Genomic DNA, 20167 nt, shown 5'->3' with positions numbered 1-20167 from the left:
ATTGTCGACAATCTTGGCTTGTTCGGGGGCAGGGCGCACCAACGTCTCGGTCACCTCAGATCACTCCCACCCGCAGCGGCAGTCCCGCTGCCTCCGGCGGCCTGGTCGCCGCCCAGCATCAGCTGACCGATCGCGTACCGGTCCGTCGTCGCCGGCGTCACGATCCCGGCCAGCTCCCCGTTGTGCAGCACCGCGATCCGGTCGCTGATCGCCAGCAGCTCGTCCAGGTCCTCCGAGACCACCAGCACCGCCGCCCCCGCGTCGCGTTGCTCCAGCAGCAGCTCCTGGGTCCGCCGGGTGGTCGCGATGTCCAGGCCCCGACTCGGGTACGCGGCGACCACCACCGTCGCCGGCGCGCCCAACGCCCGGGTCAGTAGCACCCGCTGCACGTTGCCGCCGGACAGCTCGGCCACCACCCGGTCACCGGCCGCCATCCGCAGCCCGGCCCGCTCCTCCCGCCGCGCCGCGTCGGCCGCCACCGCCCGCCAGTCGATGCCCAGACCCCGGCGGACCGCGCCGAGATCGGCCAACGCCAGATGCTCGGTGACGGTCAACCCGGGCACCACCGCGTCGGTGAGCGGATCCTCCGGCACCCCGACCGCCCCGGCGGCCAGGGCCTGCCGGGACCGGCCGTGCACCGCGACGGCACCGATCTGCACCGTCCCGGCGGTCACCCGACGTTCACCGAGGATCACCTCGCACAGCTCACGTTGCCCGCTGCCGGCTACCCCGGCCACCCCGACCAGCTCACCCGGGCGCAGGTCCAGGTCGATGGCGCGCAGCGCAGGCGCGCCCCGGTCCCCGGTGACGTCGACACCGCGCAGCCGCACGATCGGCTCGACGTCAGCGCCCGGCGGCTGGCGGTGGCTGGCCAGGCCCGGCACCGAGCGGCCGACCATCGCCTCGACCAGCTCCGCGTCGGTGTGCGCGGTCGGGTCGGCGTTGCGCAGCACCACCCGGCCGCCGCGCAGCACGGTCACCCGGTCGGCGATCGCCCGCGCCTCGGCCAGTTTGTGGGTGATGATGACGATCGACAGGCCGCCGGCCCGCAGCGCCCGCACCGCCGCGAACAACGCGTCGACCTCCTGCGGGGCCAGCACGCTGGTCGGCTCGTCGAGGATCAGCAGCCGCGCCCCGGCCATCAGCACCTTGAGGATCTCCACCCGCTGGCGTTCCCCGATGGACAGGTGCGCCACCAGCGCGTCCGGATGCACCGGCAGGCCGTACCGCCGGGACTGCTCGGCGATCCGCGCGGACAGCGCCCGCCGCTGGAACCGCAGCCCGCGACCGGGCAGGGCAAGGGCGATGTTCTCGGTGACGGTGAACGCCGGGATCAGCCGCAGATCCTGGAAGACCATGCCGATCCCGGCCGCGCGGGCCGCCGCCGGTGAGTCGATCGCCGCCGGTACGCCGTCCACCCGCAGCTCACCGGCGTCCGGCCGGTACACGCCGTAGATCAGCTTCATCAGGGTGCTCTTGCCGGCGCCGTTCTCGCCGAGTACGGCGTGCACCTCGCCGGGCGCGACGTCGAAGTCGACGCCGTCGTTGGCGACGACCGCGCCGAACCGGCAGGTCAGGTTGCGGACCGACAGCAGCGCGGTGGCGTTGTCCACCGGCGCCGCCACGGCGGTCATGACAGGTCTCTTGTCTCGACGGCCATCATCCTGGTCAGGGCCTGCGCGGCCCGTTGCTCGACGACGGCGACGGATTCCCCCAAGTGCATCGTGAACCTCCGGTGGGCGGTGTCGAGGTCGCCACCGAGGACGGCCTCCAGGATGCCGAGGTGCTGCGTGATCGTCCGGTCGATCCGCTCGGCGGAGAGGAAGTCGTGCATCCGGACCACCCGGATGCGTTCGTTGACCACGCCGAGCATCCCGGCGAGGGCGTTGTTGCCGGAGGCCTCGGCCAGCCGGACGTGGAAGCTCTCGTCGAGCAGCACGAAGCCGGGATCCGGCTCCGGGGTGTCGCGGCGCAGCACCAGCCAGTCGTCGCGCAGCGGCTCGACGACCGACAGATCGTGCGGTTCACCGGTCTCGGCCGGCCGGTGCAGCGCCGCCAGCTCCAACGCGCGGCGTACCTCGTACAGCTGCCGGACCTCGACCAGGTTGGACGCCGCCGGCACGTAACCGCCGTCCGGCAGGCGTTCGACGAGCCGCTCGGCGTGCAACCGGGCCAGGGCCTGCCGGACCGGGGTACGCGACACCGACAGCAGGGTGGCCAGCCGCTCCTCGCCGAGCCGGATCCGCAGTGGGAAGTCACCGACCAGCAGCCGCCGCTTCAGCTCGGTGTAGGCATGCTCACCGGCCTGTGCTCGCGGAGGTGTGTCCAGTCTTGTATCCAACGCCGGATCCATGGACGGACCGTAGGGGCGTCGTGCTTCCGCGGTGTTTCGCGGCGGTAAGCAGCCCGACGCGACAGCGGGCAAACCCGATCGATCCCGTGCATGTGGGTCAGCGGCCGGTGGAGCCGTCAATCTGCTCCCGCAGGATGTCGGCGTGGCCGGCGTGCCGCGCGGTCTCCTCGATCATGTGCACCAGCACCCACCGCCGGGTCGGCGGCAGGCCACGCCCCGGCGGCCGGGGCGCCGGACCGGCGAGATCCGTCCAGCCCTCGACGACCTGGTTGGCTCGCGCGATGGTTTGCCGGTAGTCGGCGAGCAAACCGTCGACCGTCTCCTCGCGGTCCGGCCGCAGGGTGGCGCGCAGGTCGACAATCGGCTCGCCGAGGAAGTAGAACCGCTCCACGTGCCCAAGGTGCTTGATCAGGCCCAGCAGGCTGGTGCCGGACGGCACCCCGGCGGCGCGGACCTGCGGCTCCGGCGTGCCCGCGACCTTTCCCGCGATCGAGTCGCGCAGGTAGTCCAGGAAACCCACCAGGGTGGCCTGCTCGCCCGGTGCGGTCCACGCCGGCCCGGTGTCCTTGCGCCGGCGCCGTGCCCTTGGTGACGTCGACCGATCCGTTGCTGGCATCAGCCGTCCCCTTCGGTGCGCTGCACGAGCAGCACGTTGTCGGTGACCATCGCGGTCTGACCGGCCGGCCCGGTGGCCCGCCGCTGCGGCATGTCCGCCCGCAGCACCCGCCACTGCCCAGGATCGAGATCGAGGCCGGTGGCCACCTCGTCCGGGGTGGGGAAGTGGGCGTCCGGGTCCTGGTTCCACGACCAGGGCGCGGCCGAGCCGTGGTCGACGATCAACAGCCGGCCGCCGGGCCGCAGGGCCAACGCGGCGGTACGCAGCACCCGGCCCCGGTCCAGCGCGAACGGCGTGTGGAAGTACTGCGCGTTGACCAGGTCGAACGTCCCGGCCGGGAAGCTGTGCGCCAGATCGTGCCGTTCACCGGTGACCCGGTCGCCGAGACCGAGCTGGTCGGCTGCCGCCTCGACGCGGGCAATGGCCGTAGCGGAGATGTCCACGGCGGTGACCCGCCAACCACGCTGGGCGAGCCAGATGGCGTCGCCGCCGGGGCCGCACCCCAGATCCAGGGCCACGCCAGGGCTCAGCGCCTCCGCGATCTCGACGAGTCGCTGGTTCGGCGGCTTGGCCGAGGCGGCCAGGTTGCGGTGCAGCTCCTCCCAGAACGACTCGGGGCCGGCGTCCAACTGCGGGCCCTGCCATCCATTCATCGGTCTTCTCCTTGCGTGAGAAAGGTCAGCAGTTCGGTGGTGACGAAGTCCGGGTTCTCCTGCGGCAGCCAGTGACCGGCGGCGGGCACCTCGACCGCGCGGGTGATCCGGGTCATCCGGGGCTCGACGGTCGACCGGGTGAACTCCAGCAGGCCTTCAGCGGTCATCAGCATCGTCGGCATACTGATCGGCGCTGCCGCCGTGTTGTCCCGTTCGTCCTGTTCCAGGGTCCGGTACAGCTCGAATCCGCCGGTCAGCACCTGCGGGCGACCGTAGGTGCGGGCGAACTCGTCGATCTGCTCGTCGGTGTACGGAGACTCCGCGCCGGGCCCGCCGAAGCTCGTCCCGCCGTAGGCGACATAGCCGAAGAACAGGTCGAGGTAGTCGCGGACGTCGTCGGCGACGATCGTCTCCGGGAACGTGTCCTGGTCGTGGAAGGCGAGATGCCAGCTCAACGTCCGGTAGGTGGCGGCGTCGAGGGCCGGGCCGGGCAGCGGGTAGTCCAGGTGTGCGTACCTGACCACCTCGTCGGGGAACTGCGCGGCGTACTGAAAACCGACCCCGGCCCCCAGATCGTGCCCGACCAGGTTGACCCGGCGCAGCCCCAGCTCGTCGGCGAGCAGCGTGTGGACGTACCGGGCCAGGGTGGCCTTGTCGTAGCTCGGCGGCGCGCCCTCGCTGTCGCCCAGCCCTGGCAGGTCGAGCGCGTACACCGTGAACCGCTCGGCGAGCGCCGGCATGATCGGGCGCCACTGGTACCAGGACTGCGGCCAGCCGTGCAGCAGCACCAGCGGCTCGCCGGTCCCGCCGGTGACATGGTGCATCCGTACGCCGTCGACGTCGGCGCTCTCGTGCCGGAACAGCCGGTTGAACTCGGCGTCGTCGCGGGTGGCCGCGTCGGCCGCCGTCGACGATCCAGTGGCCGACGTACCCGCAGCGGTGTCCGGTGTCGATCCGTCTGCCGTCGTGCAGCCGGCCGTCAGAATGAGCGCGGCCGCGAGTGCGGTCAGGCGGTGTGACCACCGTACGGCGGTCGTCGATGGTGCTGTCGTGGTGATCATCGTGTGGTTACCTCCGCCGCCAGCATCCGGATCGCGGCGACGAGGTTGCAAGAAAAGTTGCCGATCCGCATCATGGGTGCCATGAGCGTCACCGCAGCGGACGTCCTCGCCGGAGTCGGCCCACGGCTGCGCGCCCTGCGCCGGGCACGTGGCGTCACCCTGGCCGGCCTGGCCGCCGAGACCAGTCTGACCACGAGCACGCTGTCCCGCCTGGAGAACGGCAAGCTCCGCCCGACGCTGGAGCAGCTGCTGCCGTTGGCGCGGGCACACGGTGTACCGCTCGACGACCTGGTCGCGGCCCCACCCACCGGCGACCCACGGATCCATCTGCGGCCGATCCGGCGCTCCGGGCTGACCATCGTGCCGCTGACCCGGCGGGCCGGCGGCGTCCAGGCCTACAAGGTGATCTACCCGCCGGCCGGCCGGTCACCCACGATGAAACTGCAGACCCATGACGGGTACGAATGGTTCTACGTGCTGAACGGGCGGGTCCGGTTCGTCCTCGGCGACCAGGAGTTCCAGCTCGACCCGGGTGAGGCCGCCGAGTTCGATACCCGTACGCCGCACTGGATCGGTAGTGCCGACGCCCAACCAGCGGAGACACTCACCCTCTTCGGCGCCCAGGGCGAACGCGCCCACCTGTCGTCGGTGCCGACCAACTGACATCAGGGTCATCGAAGGCGCATCGGGTTGCCGCCCAGCGCAGCGGCACTGGTCTCATCGTCGGGCTCGATCAACTCGCGTGGGACGCCCGCGCCCGCTTCCATCTCTGCGATCCGGCGGCGTAGCTCACGACCGTTGGCACCCCGGGACAGGTACTCCGTCTCGCACCAATCGTCATCGTTTGGCGTGAACAGCGTCAACAGCCGATCGACGTTGAGGTACGTGGTGATGCCGGCGACCTGACCGTCCGTCACGTCGAGCAGGACCAGGGCGAACGGTACGTGCCCGGCCGGGCCAGGCCGGGTCTGCCAGAACGCCGGCGAGCCGTTCGCGGCGGTCGGCAGCAGCCGCGCGCCGGCACAGCCCGATCGTGGGTCGAGCAACGCGGTCCGGATGTGCTCGCGACCCCGCAGCGACCACCGGAACGGCGGCATGGTCATCGTGGCGTCCTCGCGCAGCAGCGCGACGAGGGCCGAGACGTCATGCTGCTCGAACGCCGTGCAGTAGCGGGTGAGCAGGTCGCGTTGCCGGCTGTCGGCCGGCCGTAGCGGTTCCCCCGGATCGGGCGCGGCGGTACGCAGCGTGGCCCGCGCCCGTTGCAGCGCGCTGGTCACCGACGCGACGCTGCTGTCCAGCAGATGCGCGACCTCGTCTGCCTGCCAGCAGAGCACGTCGCGCAAGATCAGCACCGCCCGCTGCCGGGGCGGCAGGTGCTGCAGCGCGGCGACGAACGCCAGCCGCAGCGACTCACGCTGCAGCACCACGCTCTCCGGGGACGCGTCGACCGGCACGACCAGGTCGTCCGGGACCGGCAGCACCCAGGCCCGCTCCGGCACCGGTGGGCCGAGGCCGCCACCGGCCCGCGCCGCCGGGTCGAGGTCCATGGTCAACGCCCGCCGCTGCGCGCTGCGCAGCATGTCGACGCAGACGTTGGTCGCGATCGAGTAGATCCAGGTACGCAGCGAGGCGCGTCGTCCGTCGTACCGGTCGAACGAACGCCAGGCGCGGAGCATCGTCTCCTGGACCGCGTCCTCGGCCTCGAAACCGGAGCCGAGCATCCGGTAGCAGTAGCCGGTCAACTCGACGCGGAACGGCTCCAGCCGTTCCGCGTCGCTTGTCGAGGTCGGTGCCACCCGCCCGACGATACGGGCCGCCGCTCGGCCGGGCAGGTCCGGCGACGACCGATGAGTTTCGCCGGCCCACGCCGTACACCTCTGCGGAGGCGCGACCGGCGCGCCGGCCACGGAGGGACGAATAATGGAATACACCGATGAGGTACGGGCAGCGGTCATCGCGCACCGCCGGGACCTGGTGACGCTGCTCGCCGGACTTGGCCCGGGTCAGTGGGACGGGCCGACGCTGTGCGCCGGCTGGCGGGTACGTGAGGCGGTCGCCCACATCACCATGGCCTTCCGTACCTCACCGGGCCGGATGATGCTGGACCTGGTGCGCGCCGGTGGCCGGTTCGACCGGATGGCCGACCGCAGTGCCCGACGCGACGCCGCCGCCATGACGCACGAGCAGTTGCTGGCCACGTTGCGGGACAACGTCACCCACCCGTGGACACCGCCCGGCGGTGGCCCGGCCGGGGCGCTCGCCCACGAGGTCATCCACGGTCTGGACATCACCGTCGGACTCGGGCTCGGCCACCGGGTGCCGCTCGACCGGCTGTCCCTGGTGCTGGCCGGGCTGCGGCCCCGCAACATCGCCTACTTCGGCACCGACCTGACCGGCGTCCAGTTGCAGGCCACCGATCTCGACTGGCGGCACGGCACCGGAACGCCGGTGCGTGGGACGGCACAGGACCTGCTGCTGGTCCTGTCCGGCCGTCGCCTCCCGCCGGGCCGGCTGGTCGGCGACGCCGCCGACCGGTTCACCGACCGGTCGGCAAACCGGCGCTGACCTGGTCGGCCCGGGGATGTCGGGCCCCGGAACGCGGACCGATCCGGGTTCAGGTCCGCGCCCCGGGGAGCTTCAGGTCCGCGTCCAGCGGTGCGGATACTGCTCGCGGTTGCGGCGGGCCAGCTCCACCAACCCGGGGTACGGGCCCGGCGGCTGGCCTCTGGCGACGACGCCGGGGCGGCGTAGCGCCTCCTTGAACGCGCGGGCGCTGACCGGCATGCCGTCCCGGTCAGGGCGATCGCTGGCTTCGGCGCCGACAATGAGGATCCAGCCGCACCAGGGCATATCGGGGCTGACCTCGGACACGTCGATGGTGACCGGCCGGCGTCCACCCTGGTGGTCGGCCGGGGCGAGGGTCACCCGGTCGCCGGCGCGGACCAGCGGCTCCGACTCCGGTTCAGGCACCGTCGGGTGACTGGTCCGGTCGGGTGGCTACGCCGTCGCCGTCGTCGGGCTCGTGGCCGTCGCCGGTGGGCCACAGGCCGGACAGTTGCAGGACGGCGCGGATCCGTCGGGCGCTGGACGGGTCCCAGCGGTCGAGGATGGCGATGGCCCGGAGGAACGGTCGGCAGGGTGCGACGATGCCGCCGCACCGGTGGCATTCACCGGTGGTGCGGTTGGGGATGTGGGTGCGGGCGGTCGAGTTGGCGTCGTGGACGGCCCGGGACAGCTCCGGGGAGCGGGCTGGGCCGTCGTAAGCCGGACCGTTGCGGGCACCGGCCGGGGCCGGGGCGGTGGCGCGGGCTCCGGTGAGTTGGAAGCGCTGGTCCTGATCCGGGTCGGTCTCGCCGGGGTTCCGCATCGGCAGCGGCGGCCGGTTCGGCGTCGGGTCGGCGTCGTACCGTGCCCCGTCGCGCGGTGTGCCGATAGATGTGTACCGGGCGAGGCGAGGTGTTCCGCCGATCCCATCGTTCCTGATCACTGATCCCCCTCGAATGGAAGTTGGACCGAGGCTGTACTCCTGTTGCTCTCTACCCTGGACTGTGCTGGTGCGATCGCGGAAGATTAGGCGACCGATCGGATAGGGCGAGTCAGTACAGCGCTTGTCGCGGAGAGAAAGAGGCCCTGTCTGAAGAACCGTCCCATGGTCCTGAGGAGAGCCTGGAGAACATGAAACCGATGAGCCCGAGCGAATACCTGATCATGAGTCTTCGGCGCTTCCGTGAGTCGGCAGGGCTGACGCAGGAACAGTGGGGTGCCAGCATCGGATACTCGGCGCAGCATGTCAGTGCTATCGAGCGCGGCAACCGTGCGGCACTGCCGGACTACCTCGCTAGAGTCGATGGACGTTACGGGACCACCTTTGTGCACCTCTATCAGAACTTCGTGGTCAGTGAATCCGCCCCCGTATGGCTCCGTGAGTGGATCGAGATTGAGCGCGAAGCTGCGGTGCTGCGCTGGTTCGAGCCGAGTCTCATCCCCGGGTTGCTGCAGACCGAGGCGTACGCGCGCGCGGTTCTCTCATGGGGCGGACTGCTGACGGCAGTGGAAATTGAGCAGCGGCTATCGTCGCGGATGGATAGGCAAGCGGTGTTGTGCCGTGAACCGACGCCTCCCATGGTGTTCTTCGTAGTCGATGAGCAGGCACTCCGGCGGACCGTGGGAAACGCCACGGTGATGCGCGAGCAGTACGAACGTTTGCTGGAGGTGTCAGAAATGCCCCACGTGCACTTACAGGTGATCCCCTTTGAAGCCGGACCGCATGCCGGGCTGGCGGGCGCGTTCATCCTGGCCAGGAGTGCAGAGGGCACTGAAGCCGCCCACATCGATGCGGCCCTGGAGGCAGGGATCACCGACCGACCTAACGACATTGCGGCCCTCCACGCCCGATGGGACGCTATGCGGAGCGAGGCGCTGCCGCACTCAGCGGCGGCGAGGATGATCAAGGAAGTGGCAGAGACATGGACATGACCCGGGAGCCGAGCTGGCGGAAGTCCAGTCGATCCGGCAACGGTGGGTCTACCTGCGTCGAGGTGGCGGACAACCTTCCCGGGCGGGTCCTGGTCCGGGACACGAAGGACCGCGACGGTGGGACGTTGACGTTCGGTTCGGCGGCCTGGTCGGCGTTCGTCGAGCTGGCGAAGGCCCGCTGACCTGACCAGCACGGCGACGGCCCCGTACCGGACGCGGTGCGGGGCTCGTCGCTGAGCGACGCGCCTCGGTGCCGTGCGGGCTCCCGGGGTACATGGTGCCGTCGACGGTTTGATGCCAGAGGTGCATCTTGATGCACCTCTGGCATCAGACTCAACCGGCAGCCCTGACCCGGCAAGGTGATGCTGGGTGCGTGAAATATTACTCAACGTAACCGATGACTGCGTGCTGGACGTCTGCGCTGGGCGGCCGTCGGCTGATCATCTGATTGCAATGGCGAGGCGGCGGACGGCCTCGTCCATCTGGTCGGGCGGGGCGGCGGCGTAGGTCAGGCGCAGGTGCGGTGCCGGTGGTTCGGCCGCGTACCAGGGGCGGCCCGGGAAGACGACCACGCCCTCGGCTGCGGCTGCGGCGGCCAGTGCGACATCGTCGGTGCCGTCGGGCAGTGTCACCCACAGGTGCAGCCCGCCACCGGGCACTGTGGTCGGAACGAGCTCGGGCAGGTGCCGGCGCAGCGCGGCCAGCAGCGCGTCCCGCCGGGCCCGAAGAGCGGTACGCAGCGCGCGCAGGTGCCGTGGCCAGGCCGGTGCGGTCACCAGCTCCACAGTGGCCTGCTGCAGCGGGCCGGCGACGAAGAGGTCGTCGAGCAGTCGGGCGGCCCGCAGTCGGGCACCGGCCGGGCCGCGCGCGCCGAGCGCGGCCACCCGCAGGCCGGGCGCGGCCGACTTGGTCAGCGACCGCAGGTAGACCACGTGCCCGTCGGCGTCGTCGGCGGCCAGCGGCGGCGGGGCTTCGCCGTCGATGGTGAGGTCGCGGGCGTAGTCGTCCTCGATCAGGAACGCTCCGGCGTCGCGTACCGCCGCCATGACCGCCGGCCGGCGGTGCGCGGCCAGCGTCGCTCCGGTCGGGTTGGCGTGCAGCGGCTGGCAGCAGAACAGCCGCGCGCCGGTCCGGGCGAACGCGGCGGCGAGCTGATCCGGGCGTACGCCATCGGGGTCGGCCGGCACCGGCACCACCCGCAGCCCGTTCGCGCGGGCGGCGGCCAACGCTCCCAGGTACGTGGGGGATTCGACGAGCAGCGTGTCACCGGGCGCGGCGAGCGCCCGCAACGCGGTGGAGAGCGCGGCCTGCCCACCCGAACAGATGATCATGTCGTCGGCGTGCAGCCGGGCGCCGGCCGCCCCGGCGAACCAGGCACGCAGGTCCTCCCGCCCCTCGACCGGGCCGCGCTGCCAGGCGGCGGGCTGGCGGGCGGCCCGAGCGAGTGCCGCGCCGAGCGCAGCCACCGGCTGCAACTGCGTGTCCAGGTAGCCGCCAGTCAGCGCGATCGCACCCGGCCTCGGCAACGCCAGCAGCGCATGCATCTCGTCCTCACCCGGTCGGCGGGCGCCGAGCGCCACCGTCTGCCAGGCCAGGTCGGGCGCCGCCGCCGGTGAGTGCCGGTCGTCGGGGCGGGCGGCGACGAAGGTGCCTCTGCCGGGGCGCGCCTCGACCAGCCCACGCGCCACCAGCCGCCGGACCGCCTCTGCGACGGTCACCGGTGAGGCTCCGTGCCGGGCGGTCAGCTCGCGTACCGAAGGCAGCCGCGTCCCGGGGGCCGCCCCGGCGACCAACCGGAGCAGATCTTGGATAACGCGATCGGCTGCGTTACCGTCATTCATGAAGGCCAAGAGTAGCGTTACTGTTGTCCGGCCGGTAACAGCGGACCGGCTCACCGGGCTCGCCCTCGGCGCGCTGGGCGTGCTCGCGTTCAGCATGTCGCTGCCGGCCACCAGGGTCGCCGTCCACCAACTCGACCCGTGGTTCGTCGCCTTCGGCCGAGCCGTCGGCGCGGCGCTGCTCGCCTGGGCGTACCTCGGATTCACCCGCGCACCGCGACCCACCCGCAGCCAGTGGCGGCGGCTGTCGGTCGTCGCCCTCGGCGTCGTCGTCGGGTTCCCGCTGTTCACCTCGCTGGCGCTGACTACCCAGCCATCGGCGCACGGCGCGGTCGTCATCGCCGTACTGCCGGCGGTCACCGCCGTGTTCGCGGTGGTACGGGCGGGGGAGCGTCCGCCTCCGCTGTTCTGGGCCGCCGCCGGCGGCGGGCTGCTCGCGGTGCTCGGTTTCCTCGCCGCCGGCGGCGCGGTACGCGGCGCGCTGACCGCCGCCGACCTGTTCCTGCTCGTCGCGGTCGTCCTGTGTGGTCTCGGGTACGCCGAGGGCGGCGCGCTGGCCCGTGAGCTCGGTGGTGCCCGGACGATCTGTTGGGCACTGCTGCTGTCGCTGCCCGCCACGGTGGTCGTGACGCTGGCGGTCTCCGTCGTTCGGCCGCCGCGCGCCGAGGCGCTCACCTGGTCGGCGTTCGGCTATCTCACCGTGGTCTCGATGTTCCTGGGCTTCTTCGCCTGGTACGCCGGGCTGGCCCGGGGCGGGGTCGCCCGGGTCGGTCAGGTGCAACTGGCGCAGCCGGTGCTCACCCTGCTCTGGTCCGCCGCGCTGCTCGGCGAGACGGTCGGCTCCGCCTCGGTCGTGACGGCGCTGGGCGTGCTGGCCTGCGTGGTACTGACCCAGTACCAGCGGGGCCGCGTCGGCTGAGGCTGGCATCCAACGCCTGCGTGATGGTCCTCGACGAGGTCGGCCGCGGCTGGTCAGGTGTTGCGACAATGCGTCCATGGGCGACGGTTCACGCGGGCTGGCGATGGTGCGTGCCGTTGCATGGTGGACGGTGCTGCGGCTGGTGCTCGTACTGCTGTGGCTGTTCGCGGCGGCGACCGCCTGGTGGACGGCGCCCCGGCAGCACGACTACGACCAGGCAAGGGCGGACGTGGCGGCGGGTCGGGTGGTGGCGTACCAGTGGGGTGACAGTTGGGACCGCAGCCGACGCGGATGGTTCGACGTCGCCGAGCTGCGCTCGTCCGGTCAACTCGGCCCGCTGTTCGGCTGGCGTACCGCCGACGGCCGGGTGCGCTGGACCAACACCGCAACCTTCGGTGCGGTGACCGCTGCCGCTGCCGACGGCGGCGGCAGCTACGCAGGACCGGGCGCGGCCGCCCTGGCCCGGGACCTGCGCGCCGCCGGCCTGGAACAGCGGGCCGGCGGCGCGCAGACCTCGGTCAGGGTCGGTACCCAGATCGGTTTCATGCTGCTGGTGACCTTCCTGGTGGTGCTGGTCGGTGGGCCGGCTCCGGCGCTGGGCACCCGGTGGTACTGGTTCTGGCTGGTCTTCCTGGCCCCGTTCGGGCTCGGTCTGCTGTGGTGGCTGGGTCTGGAGCGTCCGTGGTCGGGCAGGGCGGCGGCGTTGCCTGGCGTGGTCGGAGTCGACCAGCGTCGGTACACCGGCCTGCTCGGCTTCGCGTTCGGGTTGCTTTCGGCCCTCGGGATCAGTCTGCTGACCATGGTGCTGCACGGTGTGCTCGGCGACTGGTGGGTGCCTCAACCCGGCGGCTAGCAGCGGGCCAGCCCACCCACACCGATGGGTGGTCAGGGGTCAGGGGGTCAGGACGACCTTGCCGGCGATGGTGCCGGACTCGGCCAGCCGCAGCGCCTCGGCGACGCGGGTGAGTGGCAGTTCGGCGGCGATCTGGGCGGTGAGGTCGCCGTGCCGCAGTGCGGCGAGGACCTGGGTCAGGTCGGCCCGCAGCCGGGCCCGGAACCGCTCCTTGGCCAGTGCCCGACCGGCCCAGATGTTGTAGAAGTAGGCGCGGCGGCGGTTCGGCAGCGCGTTCCACAGCCACACCCGGCCGAGCAGCTTCAGCACCGGCCACTGCTTGTTGCCGGTGTCGTCGCGGGTCGACGCGCTGCCGTACGCCACGAGGGTGCCGCCGGGCGCGACGAGACTCCATGATCCAACGATGCCCGGCCCGCCGACGTGGTCGAAGACGGCGTCCACGCCGTTGGGGGCGAGCTCGCGGACCCGGGCGACCAGGTCCGGGGTGCGGTAGTCGATCGGGGTGACGCCACGTTGGCGTAGGGCGTCGTGGTGGCGGGCGGACGCGGTGCCGATCACCGCGGCGCCGGCGGCGGCGGCGAGCTGCACCAGGATCGAGCCGACGCCACCGTTGGCGCCGTGCACCAGGACGGTCTGTCCGGCCCGGATCCGTGCCTTGCGGTGCAGCATCTGCCAGGCGGTGATCCCGTTGAGGACGACGGTCTCCGCTTCGGTGGCGCTGATCCCGTCGGGCACCGGCACCAGGTCGGCCCGGTCGACGACGACGTGGCTGGCCCAGCCGCCGGTCTTGACCAGCGCGGCGACCCGGGTCCCGGTCAACGATGGTTCGACGCCGGGCCCGACCGTGTGGACCGTGCCGACCAGGTCGTAGCCGGGGACGAACGGGAACGGCGGCTGGTCGAAGTACCGGCCACGGCGCATCTGCTGCTCGGCGAAGGAGACCCCGGTCGCCTCCATCTGAACGACGACCTGACCGGCGCCGGGGGTGGGGATCGCGCCCTGACGGATCTCCAGCCCGTCCGGCTCGACCGCGCCCGGCAGGACGACCTCGACGAATCCGGCAGCACCCATGACGACCTCCTGGTGTGGCGACTTGTTGCGACTTGTCGTGATTGGAAGAGTGGCCGCGAGCTGTTCTCGCGTCTGTTATAAGTTCTAACAGTCGCCATCGCGTGTGTCAATCACTAGAGTTAGAGCCTGTAGCTGAGACTTGACGCCCTCGCGTCTGGCCGGGAAGGTTGCGGTGATGACCCGGACAACTGGCCCGACGACCCCGCGCGAGCGCTACCGCGCTCAGGTGCGTACCGAAATCAAGGAGCACGCCTGGCAGCAGATCGCCACCGCCGGAGCGTCCGCGCTGTCGCTCAACGCCATCGCCAGGCAGATGGGCATGAGCGGCCCGGCGCTCTACCGGTACTTCGCCAACCGGGACGACCTGATCACCGAGCTGATCCGCGACGCGTACCGCAGCCTCGCCGACACGGTCCGCGCGGCGGCCGACGCCGGCGCCGACCTGGCCGCGCTGGCGCACACCCTGCGCGGCTGGGCGCTCGCCGACCCGCACCGCTACCTGCTGATGTACGGCACCCCGGTGCCGGGGTACCACGCACCCGACGAAATCACCGGGATCGCCGCCGAGATCATGGCGGTCCTGCTCGATGCCAGCGCCGCAGTCCCGTCGGACGGTATGGCGACTCCGCTGGAGGCCCACCTCGCCGACCATCGGCAGTGGGCCGGCGAGCATCCGGCTCCACCAGCCGCGATGCGGCGCGCGTTGGCGTTCTGGACCCGGCTGCACGGCGTACTGTCGCTGGAACTCGCCGGCCACTTCTCGGGGATGGGCATCGACCCGGCGCAACTTTTCGCCGCCGAGTTGGACGACATCCTGGTGCTGTGACGGAGCGCGATTCGGAAGAAGCGACGTAATCAGCGGCGTTGCGACGGGCTGGCACAGTGGTCACGCAATGCTAGTCGACGCCTCTCGATGGGAAACTGGTGGACCTAGATCCGTTCCTCGAACGCATATCCTGGATCTCCGCAGTCATCGGCGTCGTCCCGGTCGGGATTCTGGTGACCTCGCTGGTTCGGAAGCGGGCGCGATCGTCCGCTAGAGATCTTGTCGAGCCCGGACCGGACTGGGCTGCGTCGCCGGGTGCCTCGCTGGCGGCACCGATCGGCAGTTTGCCTGTCAGGGTGCGCGGCCGTAGCGAAGTACTGCGGTCGTTGCGCAGTTGGATACGGCGGCCACCGGGCCGGGTGCAGGTCCTGGCCGGACCAGGGGGTGTGGGTAAATCGACAGTTGCGCTGGAAACGTTTCGTTGGATGACCGAAAACCGACGCAATAAGTCAGCATGGTGGGTGCGCGCACATGATGCACGGAGCCTCAGCGATGGATTAGTCAGCCTGGCCCGGGTTCTCGGGGCGAACGACGTTGACGTGGCGGCGATTCGAGCCGGCGCAGGGGCTGCGAAAGATCGGCTATGGAATCTTCTGGAACAGGCTGATCCGGGTTGGCTGCTCGTGTTCGACAATGCCGACGACCCGTGTCTGCTGTTAGGCTGCGTCGCCGATGAGCCGGGGTGGTTGCGGTCCAGCAAGAGAGGGTTGGTGCTGGTAACCAGTAGATGTCGCAGTCGGCGCCGATGGGGCCGAATCGTAGATGTGCGGCAGATCAATCTCTTGGCTGTATCCGACGCGGTTGACGTGCTGATCGACGCGGCACCTGATGCAGGTTCGAGGGAAGATGCTCGCCTGCTGGCCGGCAGGCTCGGGCACCTGCCGCTGGCTTTGCGCCTGGCTGGCGCGAACGTCAGTTCCAGGTTCGCCCGATGGCGATCGTTCAAGGCCTTTGCCCGAGAACTTGACGGGACAGGTGCCGTGGGTGTACTCGACCGGGACAAACTTTACGGTGATCACGAACGGGTGGTTGTAGCGCGGACCTGGGAGTTGTCACTGGATCTGCTGACCGATGAGGGCGTGCCACAGGCTCGGGACATGTTGCGGCTTCTGTCCCGGTATGCTGCTGGAGTTCCGATACCAGTTGACCTGCTCCGGCTGCGGCCGATCGAGTCTCTGCGGGTCGGCAGGCCGATGCGCGTCGCCGGAGTGAGTGCCGTCGAGGTGAGCCAGACCCTCCGAGGGCTCGCTGAGCTCTGCCTTGTCGACGAATGTGCAACACGTGTCGGCGGTGATCCGGAGTCGAGTCAGGCGGTGTTGGTGCACCCGGTCGTCGCAGAGACGAACCGCACGCTTCTCGATGAGGTCGGCCAGGAACCGCCGGAACCCGGGACCGACGAGATTCGGCGAATCGCGGTGAACTTGATCCATGCCGGGATCAATTCTCTGCGGTTTGATGACAACCGGGAATGGTCGTGGTTCGAGCAATTGGCTCCGCACGTGCGGGAGTTGCTTGCGACCACCGCGCGGCATCTTGACGATGAGCACCTGAAGCGGCTACTAGAGGCTGCCGCACATGTCGCTGCCTTCCTTGTCTGGAGCGGTCACGAAGCAAAGGGTGAAAAACTCGCGGACGAGGCACTCTCCTTTGCGGCCCGGCTGAGTGCGGACGATGAGGCCTGTCTGCGATTGCGCCATGAACGTGCCTGGGCCATCGGCAGGAACGGGCGGTGGGACGAAGCGGCCCAGGAGTTGAGACCGGTGTTGATCGCTCGAAATCGAACACTGGGGGTCGACCACCCGGATACCCTCGATACCCGGCACAAGCTCGCCTGGGCACGCGGCAAGCTGGGTGACTGGCCGGCCGCAGAAGCCGAGTTGCGTGCCGTCCGCGAGGTTCGCATCCGGGTTCTCGGTGACGAGCATCCCGATACGCTGCATACGCTCTGCTGTCTCGCGTGGGCGATCGCCAGCCAGGCTCGGTTGGCGGAGGCCGAGGCCGCGTACCACCACGTCATCGAGGTGCGTGCGCGAGTACTGGGTGAAGGTCACGTCGAGACATGGGACGCGCGCCATTCACTGGCTGAAGCGTTCGTGCTGCATGGGCGATACGCCGATGCGGAGTTCCTGCTCCGCGAGCTCATCGCCGCCCGTACCCGGATGCTTGGCCTGGAGCACCCAGAGACCCTGGACGTCCGGCCACGCTACTGGCTTGCCCTCGCGCTGCGAGGACAAGGTGAGCACCGGGCAGCCAAGAAGGAGTTGGAACGGCTCCTTGGCGACCAGTCGCGAGCGCTCGGTGTCAGTCATCCCGCTACCCAGGACACTCTCCGACAACTGTCGCCGAGCCTCTTTCGGTGAGGATCCTGCGGTAGCACATGGTGCGCTGTGGTGCGTAGGTACTGCGCTCGATGCTGGCCGAGGCGTCGGGCGTCCCGCACGCCGGAGCGGCGGTCGCCGCCGGCGTGAGTGACCTCGCGGTACGACGGGGCGGATGCGCTGATCATCGGTGGAAACCGGGATGCTGCATCTATCGCTCTGCCGACATCTGTGCCAGGATTGGATCCAATGCTTGATGGATCGGATGCCTAGCTGGGAGGGGTGCCATGCTGCGGCGCGAGGAGAACGAGCGGATCACCCGCTCCGGGCCGGGTACGCCGCTCGGCCGGCTGATGCGCGCGTACTGGCAGCCGGCGGCACTGGTGTCGGAGCTGGACCCGCAGCGGCCGGTCAAACCGGTCCGCCTGCTCGGCGAGGACCTGGTGCTGTTCAAGCAGGCCGACGGCGGCTGGGCGCTGGTCGGGCGGTTCTGTGCGCACCGGGGCGTCGACCTGGCGTACGGCCGGCACGAGGACGGCGGGCTGCGCTGCCTCTACCACGGTTGGCTGTACGGGCCGGACGGGCGCTGCCTGGAGCAGCCGGCCGAGCCACCGCACAGCACCTTCGCCAGCAAGGTGCGCATCCCCAGCTACCCGTGCGTCGAGCGCAACGGGATCATCTTCGCCTACCTCGGCGAGGGCGACCCGCCGCCGATGCCGCACTACGACTGCTTCCAGGCCCCCGACGAGTACACCTTCGCCTTCAAAGGGCTGTGGGAGTGCAACTGGCTGCAGGGCGTCGAGGGCGGCATCGACCCCAGCCACGTCTCGTTCCTGCACCGGTTCATCGACGAGGATCCGCGCGACGTCTACGGCCAGCAGTTCAGCGAGGAGGTCGCCGGCACCGGGCAGAAGCTGTCCAAGCTGGTCGGCGACGCCTACCGGCCGGATATCGAGGTCGAGCAGGCCGAGTACGGCCTGCGGGTGTACGCGCTGCGCCAGCTCACCGACGAGATCCGGCACGTACGCATCACGAACCTGGTCTTCCCCAACGCGTTCGTGGTCCCGTTCGGCAACGACAAGGTCTTCTGCCAGTGGCACGTGCCGATCGACGACTACCACCACTACTGGTACATGATCTTCTACGACTTCGCCGAGCCGACCGACAAGCAGACCCTGCTCGCCCAGCGGCTCGACGAGGTCTCCCTGCCGGACTACCGGCCGCTGCGCAACCGGGCCAACAACTGGGGCTTCGACCCGGCCGAGCAGCGGGACCTGACCTACACCGGGATGGGCCTGGACATCAACGTCCACGACCAGTGGGCGGTGGAGAGCATGGGCCCGATCCAGGACCGCACCGTGGAGCGGCTCGGCGTCTCCGACCGGGCGGTCACCGCCAACCGCCGGCTGCTGCTGCGCGCCATCGACGCCTTCGAGGCCGGCAACCCGGTCCCGGCCCGCCCCGCCGACGAGGCCGCCGCCGCCGAGCTGACCGGCCCACTCGCCGTCGACACCGTCGCCCCGACCGACGGCTGGGAACAGACCTGGCGCGAGCGCGAGGCGCAGCGGCGGGCCGGCTCACCGTGGGCCGGCGCCCCGGCGCGGTCGGCGGTCGACGGTCCGGCACGGTCGGCGGCCGGCGATGCGTAGCCTCGACGAACGGCCCGTCGCCGACGGTGGAGACGGCCGCCGCGCCGTGCCGATGCTCGCCGCCGACCGGGGCGGCTTCATCGACCGCCACCAACTGTGGACCGACGCCCAATACGCCGCCGCCGGCCAGCTGCGCCGGGTCGTCGACGAGCTCGGCATCGAGCTGATCCGGTTCTCCTTCGCCGACCAGCACGGCGTGCTGCGCGGCAAGACGTTGACCCGCGAAGCGGCCGCCACGGCACTGCGGTCCGGGGTGACCGCGCCGTCGTCGCTGCTGCTCAAAGACCCGTCCGGCGCGTCGGTCTTCCCGGTCTTCGCCGCCGACACCGGCGTCGGGGTGGCCGGGTTCGCCGGCGCCGGGGACATCGTGCTGGTGCCCGACCCGACCACGTTCCGGGTGCTGCCGTGGGCGCCACGGACCGGCTGGGTGCTGTGCGACCTGCGGTTTCCCGACGGTGCCGCGGTGCCGTTCTGCACCCGTGGCCTGCTGCGCGCGCAGCTCGACCGGCTGGCCGCCGCCGGGTACGCGATGACCGTCGGCGCCGAGCTGGAGTTCCACGTCTTCGCCACCGACGGTCCCACCGACGGCGGGCTCGACGACGACCAGGTGGGCCGGCCCGGCGCGCCTGGCCAGGCCAGCGGCACCCGGCCGCTGAGCCGGGGCGCGCAGCTGCTGCACGAGGACGGGCTGGACCGCGCCGACGAGGTCGTACAACTGCTGCACCACGGGCTGACCCGGCTCGACCTGCCGCTGCGTTCCCTGGAGCTGGAGTTCGGCCCGAGCCAGTTCGAGATCACCATGACCGCCGGGGACGCTGCGGTCGCCGCCGACCAGGTGCTGCTGGCCCGCTCGGCGATCCGCCAGCTCTGCCGCCGGCACGGCTACCACGCCACGTTCATGTCCCGCCCGGCCGGTGCCCAGACCGCGTCCACCGGCTGGCACCTGCACCAGTCGCTGCGCGAGCTGGCCACCGGCGCGGCGGCGTTCGACCCGACCATGCCGGGAGAGGCGCTCTCCCCGGTCGCCGGGCACTACCTCGCCGGTCTGCTGGAGCATGCCGGCGCGGCCGCCGCCTTCGCCACCCCGACGGTCAACGGCTACAAGCGCTACCTGCCGTTCTCGCTCGCCCCGGACCGGGTGGCCTGGGGGGTCGACAACAAAGGGGCCATGGTCCGGGCCGTCGGCGCCGGCTCCGACACCGGCGTACGGCTGGAGAACCGGTGCGGCGAGCCCGCCGCCAACCCGTATCTCTACATCGCGTCGCAGCTGGTCAGCGGCCTGGACGGGATCGACCGGCGGCTCGCCCCGCCACCGGCGGTGCAGGACCCGTACGCCGCCGACGCGCCCCGGCTGCCGGCCTCGCTGGCCGAGGCACTGACCGCGCTGGAGGCCGATCCGGCGTTCGCCGCCGCGCTCGGCGCCCCGGTGATCTCCTGGTACGCGACGCTCAAGCGCCGCGAGTTCGCCCGCTACCTCGCGCACGTCTCCGACTGGGAGCAGCGCGAGTACTTCGACCTGATCTGAGGGAGTCGC

Annotated in this window: 20 protein-coding genes; 10 read left to right on the top strand and 10 right to left on the bottom strand. The window is 70.9% G+C overall.

Annotated features, from left to right (window positions below; genetic code table 11):
- Positions 1-50: 50 nt before the first annotated feature.
- From O7629_RS19540 to O7629_RS19520, 5 genes are all read right to left on the bottom strand, one after another.
- Positions 51-1634: an ABC transporter ATP-binding protein gene (locus O7629_RS19540; RefSeq protein WP_278170884.1), complete on the bottom strand. Its 1584-nt coding sequence runs from the start codon at positions 1632-1634 to the stop codon at positions 51-53.
- Positions 1631-2353 carry a GntR family transcriptional regulator gene (locus O7629_RS19535; protein WP_278170883.1) on the bottom strand — a complete coding sequence of 241 codons (723 nt, stop codon included), beginning with the start codon at positions 2351-2353 and terminating at the stop codon, positions 1631-1633. Before O7629_RS19535 ends, O7629_RS19540 begins: the two co-directional genes overlap by 4 nt.
- A 97-nt stretch (positions 2354-2450) precedes the next feature.
- Entirely contained in the window at positions 2451-2969 is a 519-nt protein-coding gene (locus tag O7629_RS19530; protein ID WP_278170882.1) for a DinB family protein, read from the bottom strand.
- Positions 2969-3622 (bottom strand): class I SAM-dependent methyltransferase, encoded by a 654-nt coding sequence (locus tag O7629_RS19525; RefSeq protein ID WP_278170881.1) that lies wholly within the window; start codon positions 3620-3622, stop codon positions 2969-2971. Before O7629_RS19525 ends, O7629_RS19530 begins: the two co-directional genes overlap by 1 nt.
- Entirely contained in the window at positions 3619-4683 is a 1065-nt protein-coding gene (locus O7629_RS19520) for an alpha/beta hydrolase (protein ID WP_278170879.1), read from the bottom strand. The genes O7629_RS19525 and O7629_RS19520 overlap by 4 nt, the downstream gene beginning before the upstream one ends.
- A gap of 81 nt (positions 4684-4764) precedes the next feature.
- Between O7629_RS19520 and O7629_RS19515 the strand changes: the two genes are divergently transcribed.
- Positions 4765-5346 carry an XRE family transcriptional regulator gene (locus tag O7629_RS19515; protein WP_278170878.1) on the top strand — a complete coding sequence of 194 codons (582 nt, stop codon included), beginning with the start codon at positions 4765-4767 and terminating at the stop codon, positions 5344-5346.
- 8 nt (positions 5347-5354) lie between these two features.
- On the opposite strand, the gene O7629_RS19510 is transcribed toward O7629_RS19515, so the two are convergent.
- Positions 5355-6479, bottom strand: a complete 1125-nt coding sequence (locus tag O7629_RS19510; protein WP_278170876.1) for an RNA polymerase subunit sigma-70 — start codon at positions 6477-6479, stop codon at positions 5355-5357.
- 124 nt (positions 6480-6603) lie between these two features.
- On the opposite strand from O7629_RS19510, the gene O7629_RS19505 reads away from it, so the two are divergent.
- Positions 6604-7248 carry a maleylpyruvate isomerase family mycothiol-dependent enzyme gene (locus O7629_RS19505; RefSeq protein WP_278170874.1) on the top strand — a complete coding sequence of 215 codons (645 nt, stop codon included), beginning with the start codon at positions 6604-6606 and terminating at the stop codon, positions 7246-7248.
- Between the two features lie 72 nt (positions 7249-7320).
- Here O7629_RS19505 and O7629_RS19500 read toward each other — a convergent pair whose 3' ends face one another.
- Positions 7321-7653, bottom strand: coding sequence for a hypothetical protein (locus O7629_RS19500; protein WP_278170873.1), 333 nt, complete (start codon positions 7651-7653; stop codon positions 7321-7323).
- Positions 7646-8170, bottom strand: a complete 525-nt coding sequence (locus O7629_RS19495) for a hypothetical protein (protein WP_278170872.1) — start codon at positions 8168-8170, stop codon at positions 7646-7648. Before O7629_RS19495 ends, O7629_RS19500 begins: the two co-directional genes overlap by 8 nt.
- A 188-nt stretch (positions 8171-8358) precedes the next feature.
- Here O7629_RS19495 and O7629_RS19490 point away from each other — a divergent pair, with 188 nt between their 5' ends.
- Together O7629_RS19490 and O7629_RS19485 are read left to right on the top strand one after the other, a co-directional pair.
- Positions 8359-9159: a helix-turn-helix transcriptional regulator gene (locus O7629_RS19490; RefSeq protein ID WP_278170869.1), complete on the top strand. Its 801-nt coding sequence runs from the start codon at positions 8359-8361 to the stop codon at positions 9157-9159.
- Positions 9150-9341 carry a DUF397 domain-containing protein gene (locus O7629_RS19485; RefSeq protein ID WP_278170867.1) on the top strand — a complete coding sequence of 64 codons (192 nt, stop codon included), beginning with the start codon at positions 9150-9152 and terminating at the stop codon, positions 9339-9341. The genes O7629_RS19490 and O7629_RS19485 overlap by 10 nt, the downstream gene beginning before the upstream one ends.
- Before the next feature lie 258 nt (positions 9342-9599).
- Here O7629_RS19485 and O7629_RS19480 read toward each other — a convergent pair whose 3' ends face one another.
- On the bottom strand, positions 9600-11000 hold the full coding sequence (locus O7629_RS19480; protein WP_278170866.1) for a PLP-dependent aminotransferase family protein: 1401 nt from the start codon (positions 10998-11000) through the stop codon (positions 9600-9602).
- On the opposite strand from O7629_RS19480, the gene O7629_RS19475 reads away from it, so the two are divergent.
- Positions 10999-11916, top strand: a complete 918-nt coding sequence (locus tag O7629_RS19475) for a DMT family transporter (protein ID WP_278170864.1) — start codon at positions 10999-11001, stop codon at positions 11914-11916. The genes O7629_RS19480 and O7629_RS19475 overlap by 2 nt on opposite strands.
- Before the next feature lie 76 nt (positions 11917-11992).
- The gene (locus O7629_RS19470; RefSeq protein WP_278170863.1) at positions 11993-12769 is read left to right on the top strand and encodes a hypothetical protein; all 777 of its coding nucleotides are present in this window, start codon (positions 11993-11995) and stop codon (positions 12767-12769) included.
- Positions 12770-12808: 39 nt separating this feature from the next.
- Here O7629_RS19470 and O7629_RS19465 read toward each other — a convergent pair whose 3' ends face one another.
- Positions 12809-13840: a medium chain dehydrogenase/reductase family protein gene (locus O7629_RS19465; protein WP_278170861.1), complete on the bottom strand. Its 1032-nt coding sequence runs from the start codon at positions 13838-13840 to the stop codon at positions 12809-12811.
- A gap of 175 nt (positions 13841-14015) precedes the next feature.
- Between O7629_RS19465 and O7629_RS19460 the strand changes: the two genes are divergently transcribed.
- From O7629_RS19460 to O7629_RS19445, 4 genes are all read left to right on the top strand, one after another.
- Entirely contained in the window at positions 14016-14666 is a 651-nt protein-coding gene (locus O7629_RS19460; RefSeq protein WP_278170860.1) for a TetR/AcrR family transcriptional regulator, read from the top strand.
- A 425-nt stretch (positions 14667-15091) separates the two neighbouring features.
- Positions 15092-17026 (top strand): tetratricopeptide repeat protein, encoded by a 1935-nt coding sequence (locus O7629_RS19455; RefSeq protein ID WP_278170859.1) that lies wholly within the window; start codon positions 15092-15094, stop codon positions 17024-17026.
- 245 nt (positions 17027-17271) lie between these two features.
- Positions 17272-18633, top strand: coding sequence for an aromatic ring-hydroxylating dioxygenase subunit alpha (locus O7629_RS19450; RefSeq protein WP_278170857.1), 1362 nt, complete (start codon positions 17272-17274; stop codon positions 18631-18633).
- The gene (locus O7629_RS19445) at positions 18626-20158 is read left to right on the top strand and encodes a glutamine synthetase family protein (RefSeq protein WP_278170855.1); all 1533 of its coding nucleotides are present in this window, start codon (positions 18626-18628) and stop codon (positions 20156-20158) included. Before O7629_RS19450 ends, O7629_RS19445 begins: the two co-directional genes overlap by 8 nt.
- Positions 20159-20167: the final 9 nt, after the last annotated feature.

The sequence above is a fragment of the Solwaraspora sp. WMMD792 genome, from assembly GCF_029626105.1.
GTDB lineage: Bacteria > Actinomycetota > Actinomycetes > Mycobacteriales > Micromonosporaceae > Micromonospora_E.
Note: the sequence above shows the minus strand (reverse complement) of the source record. Positions and strands in the feature narration are given on the sequence as shown.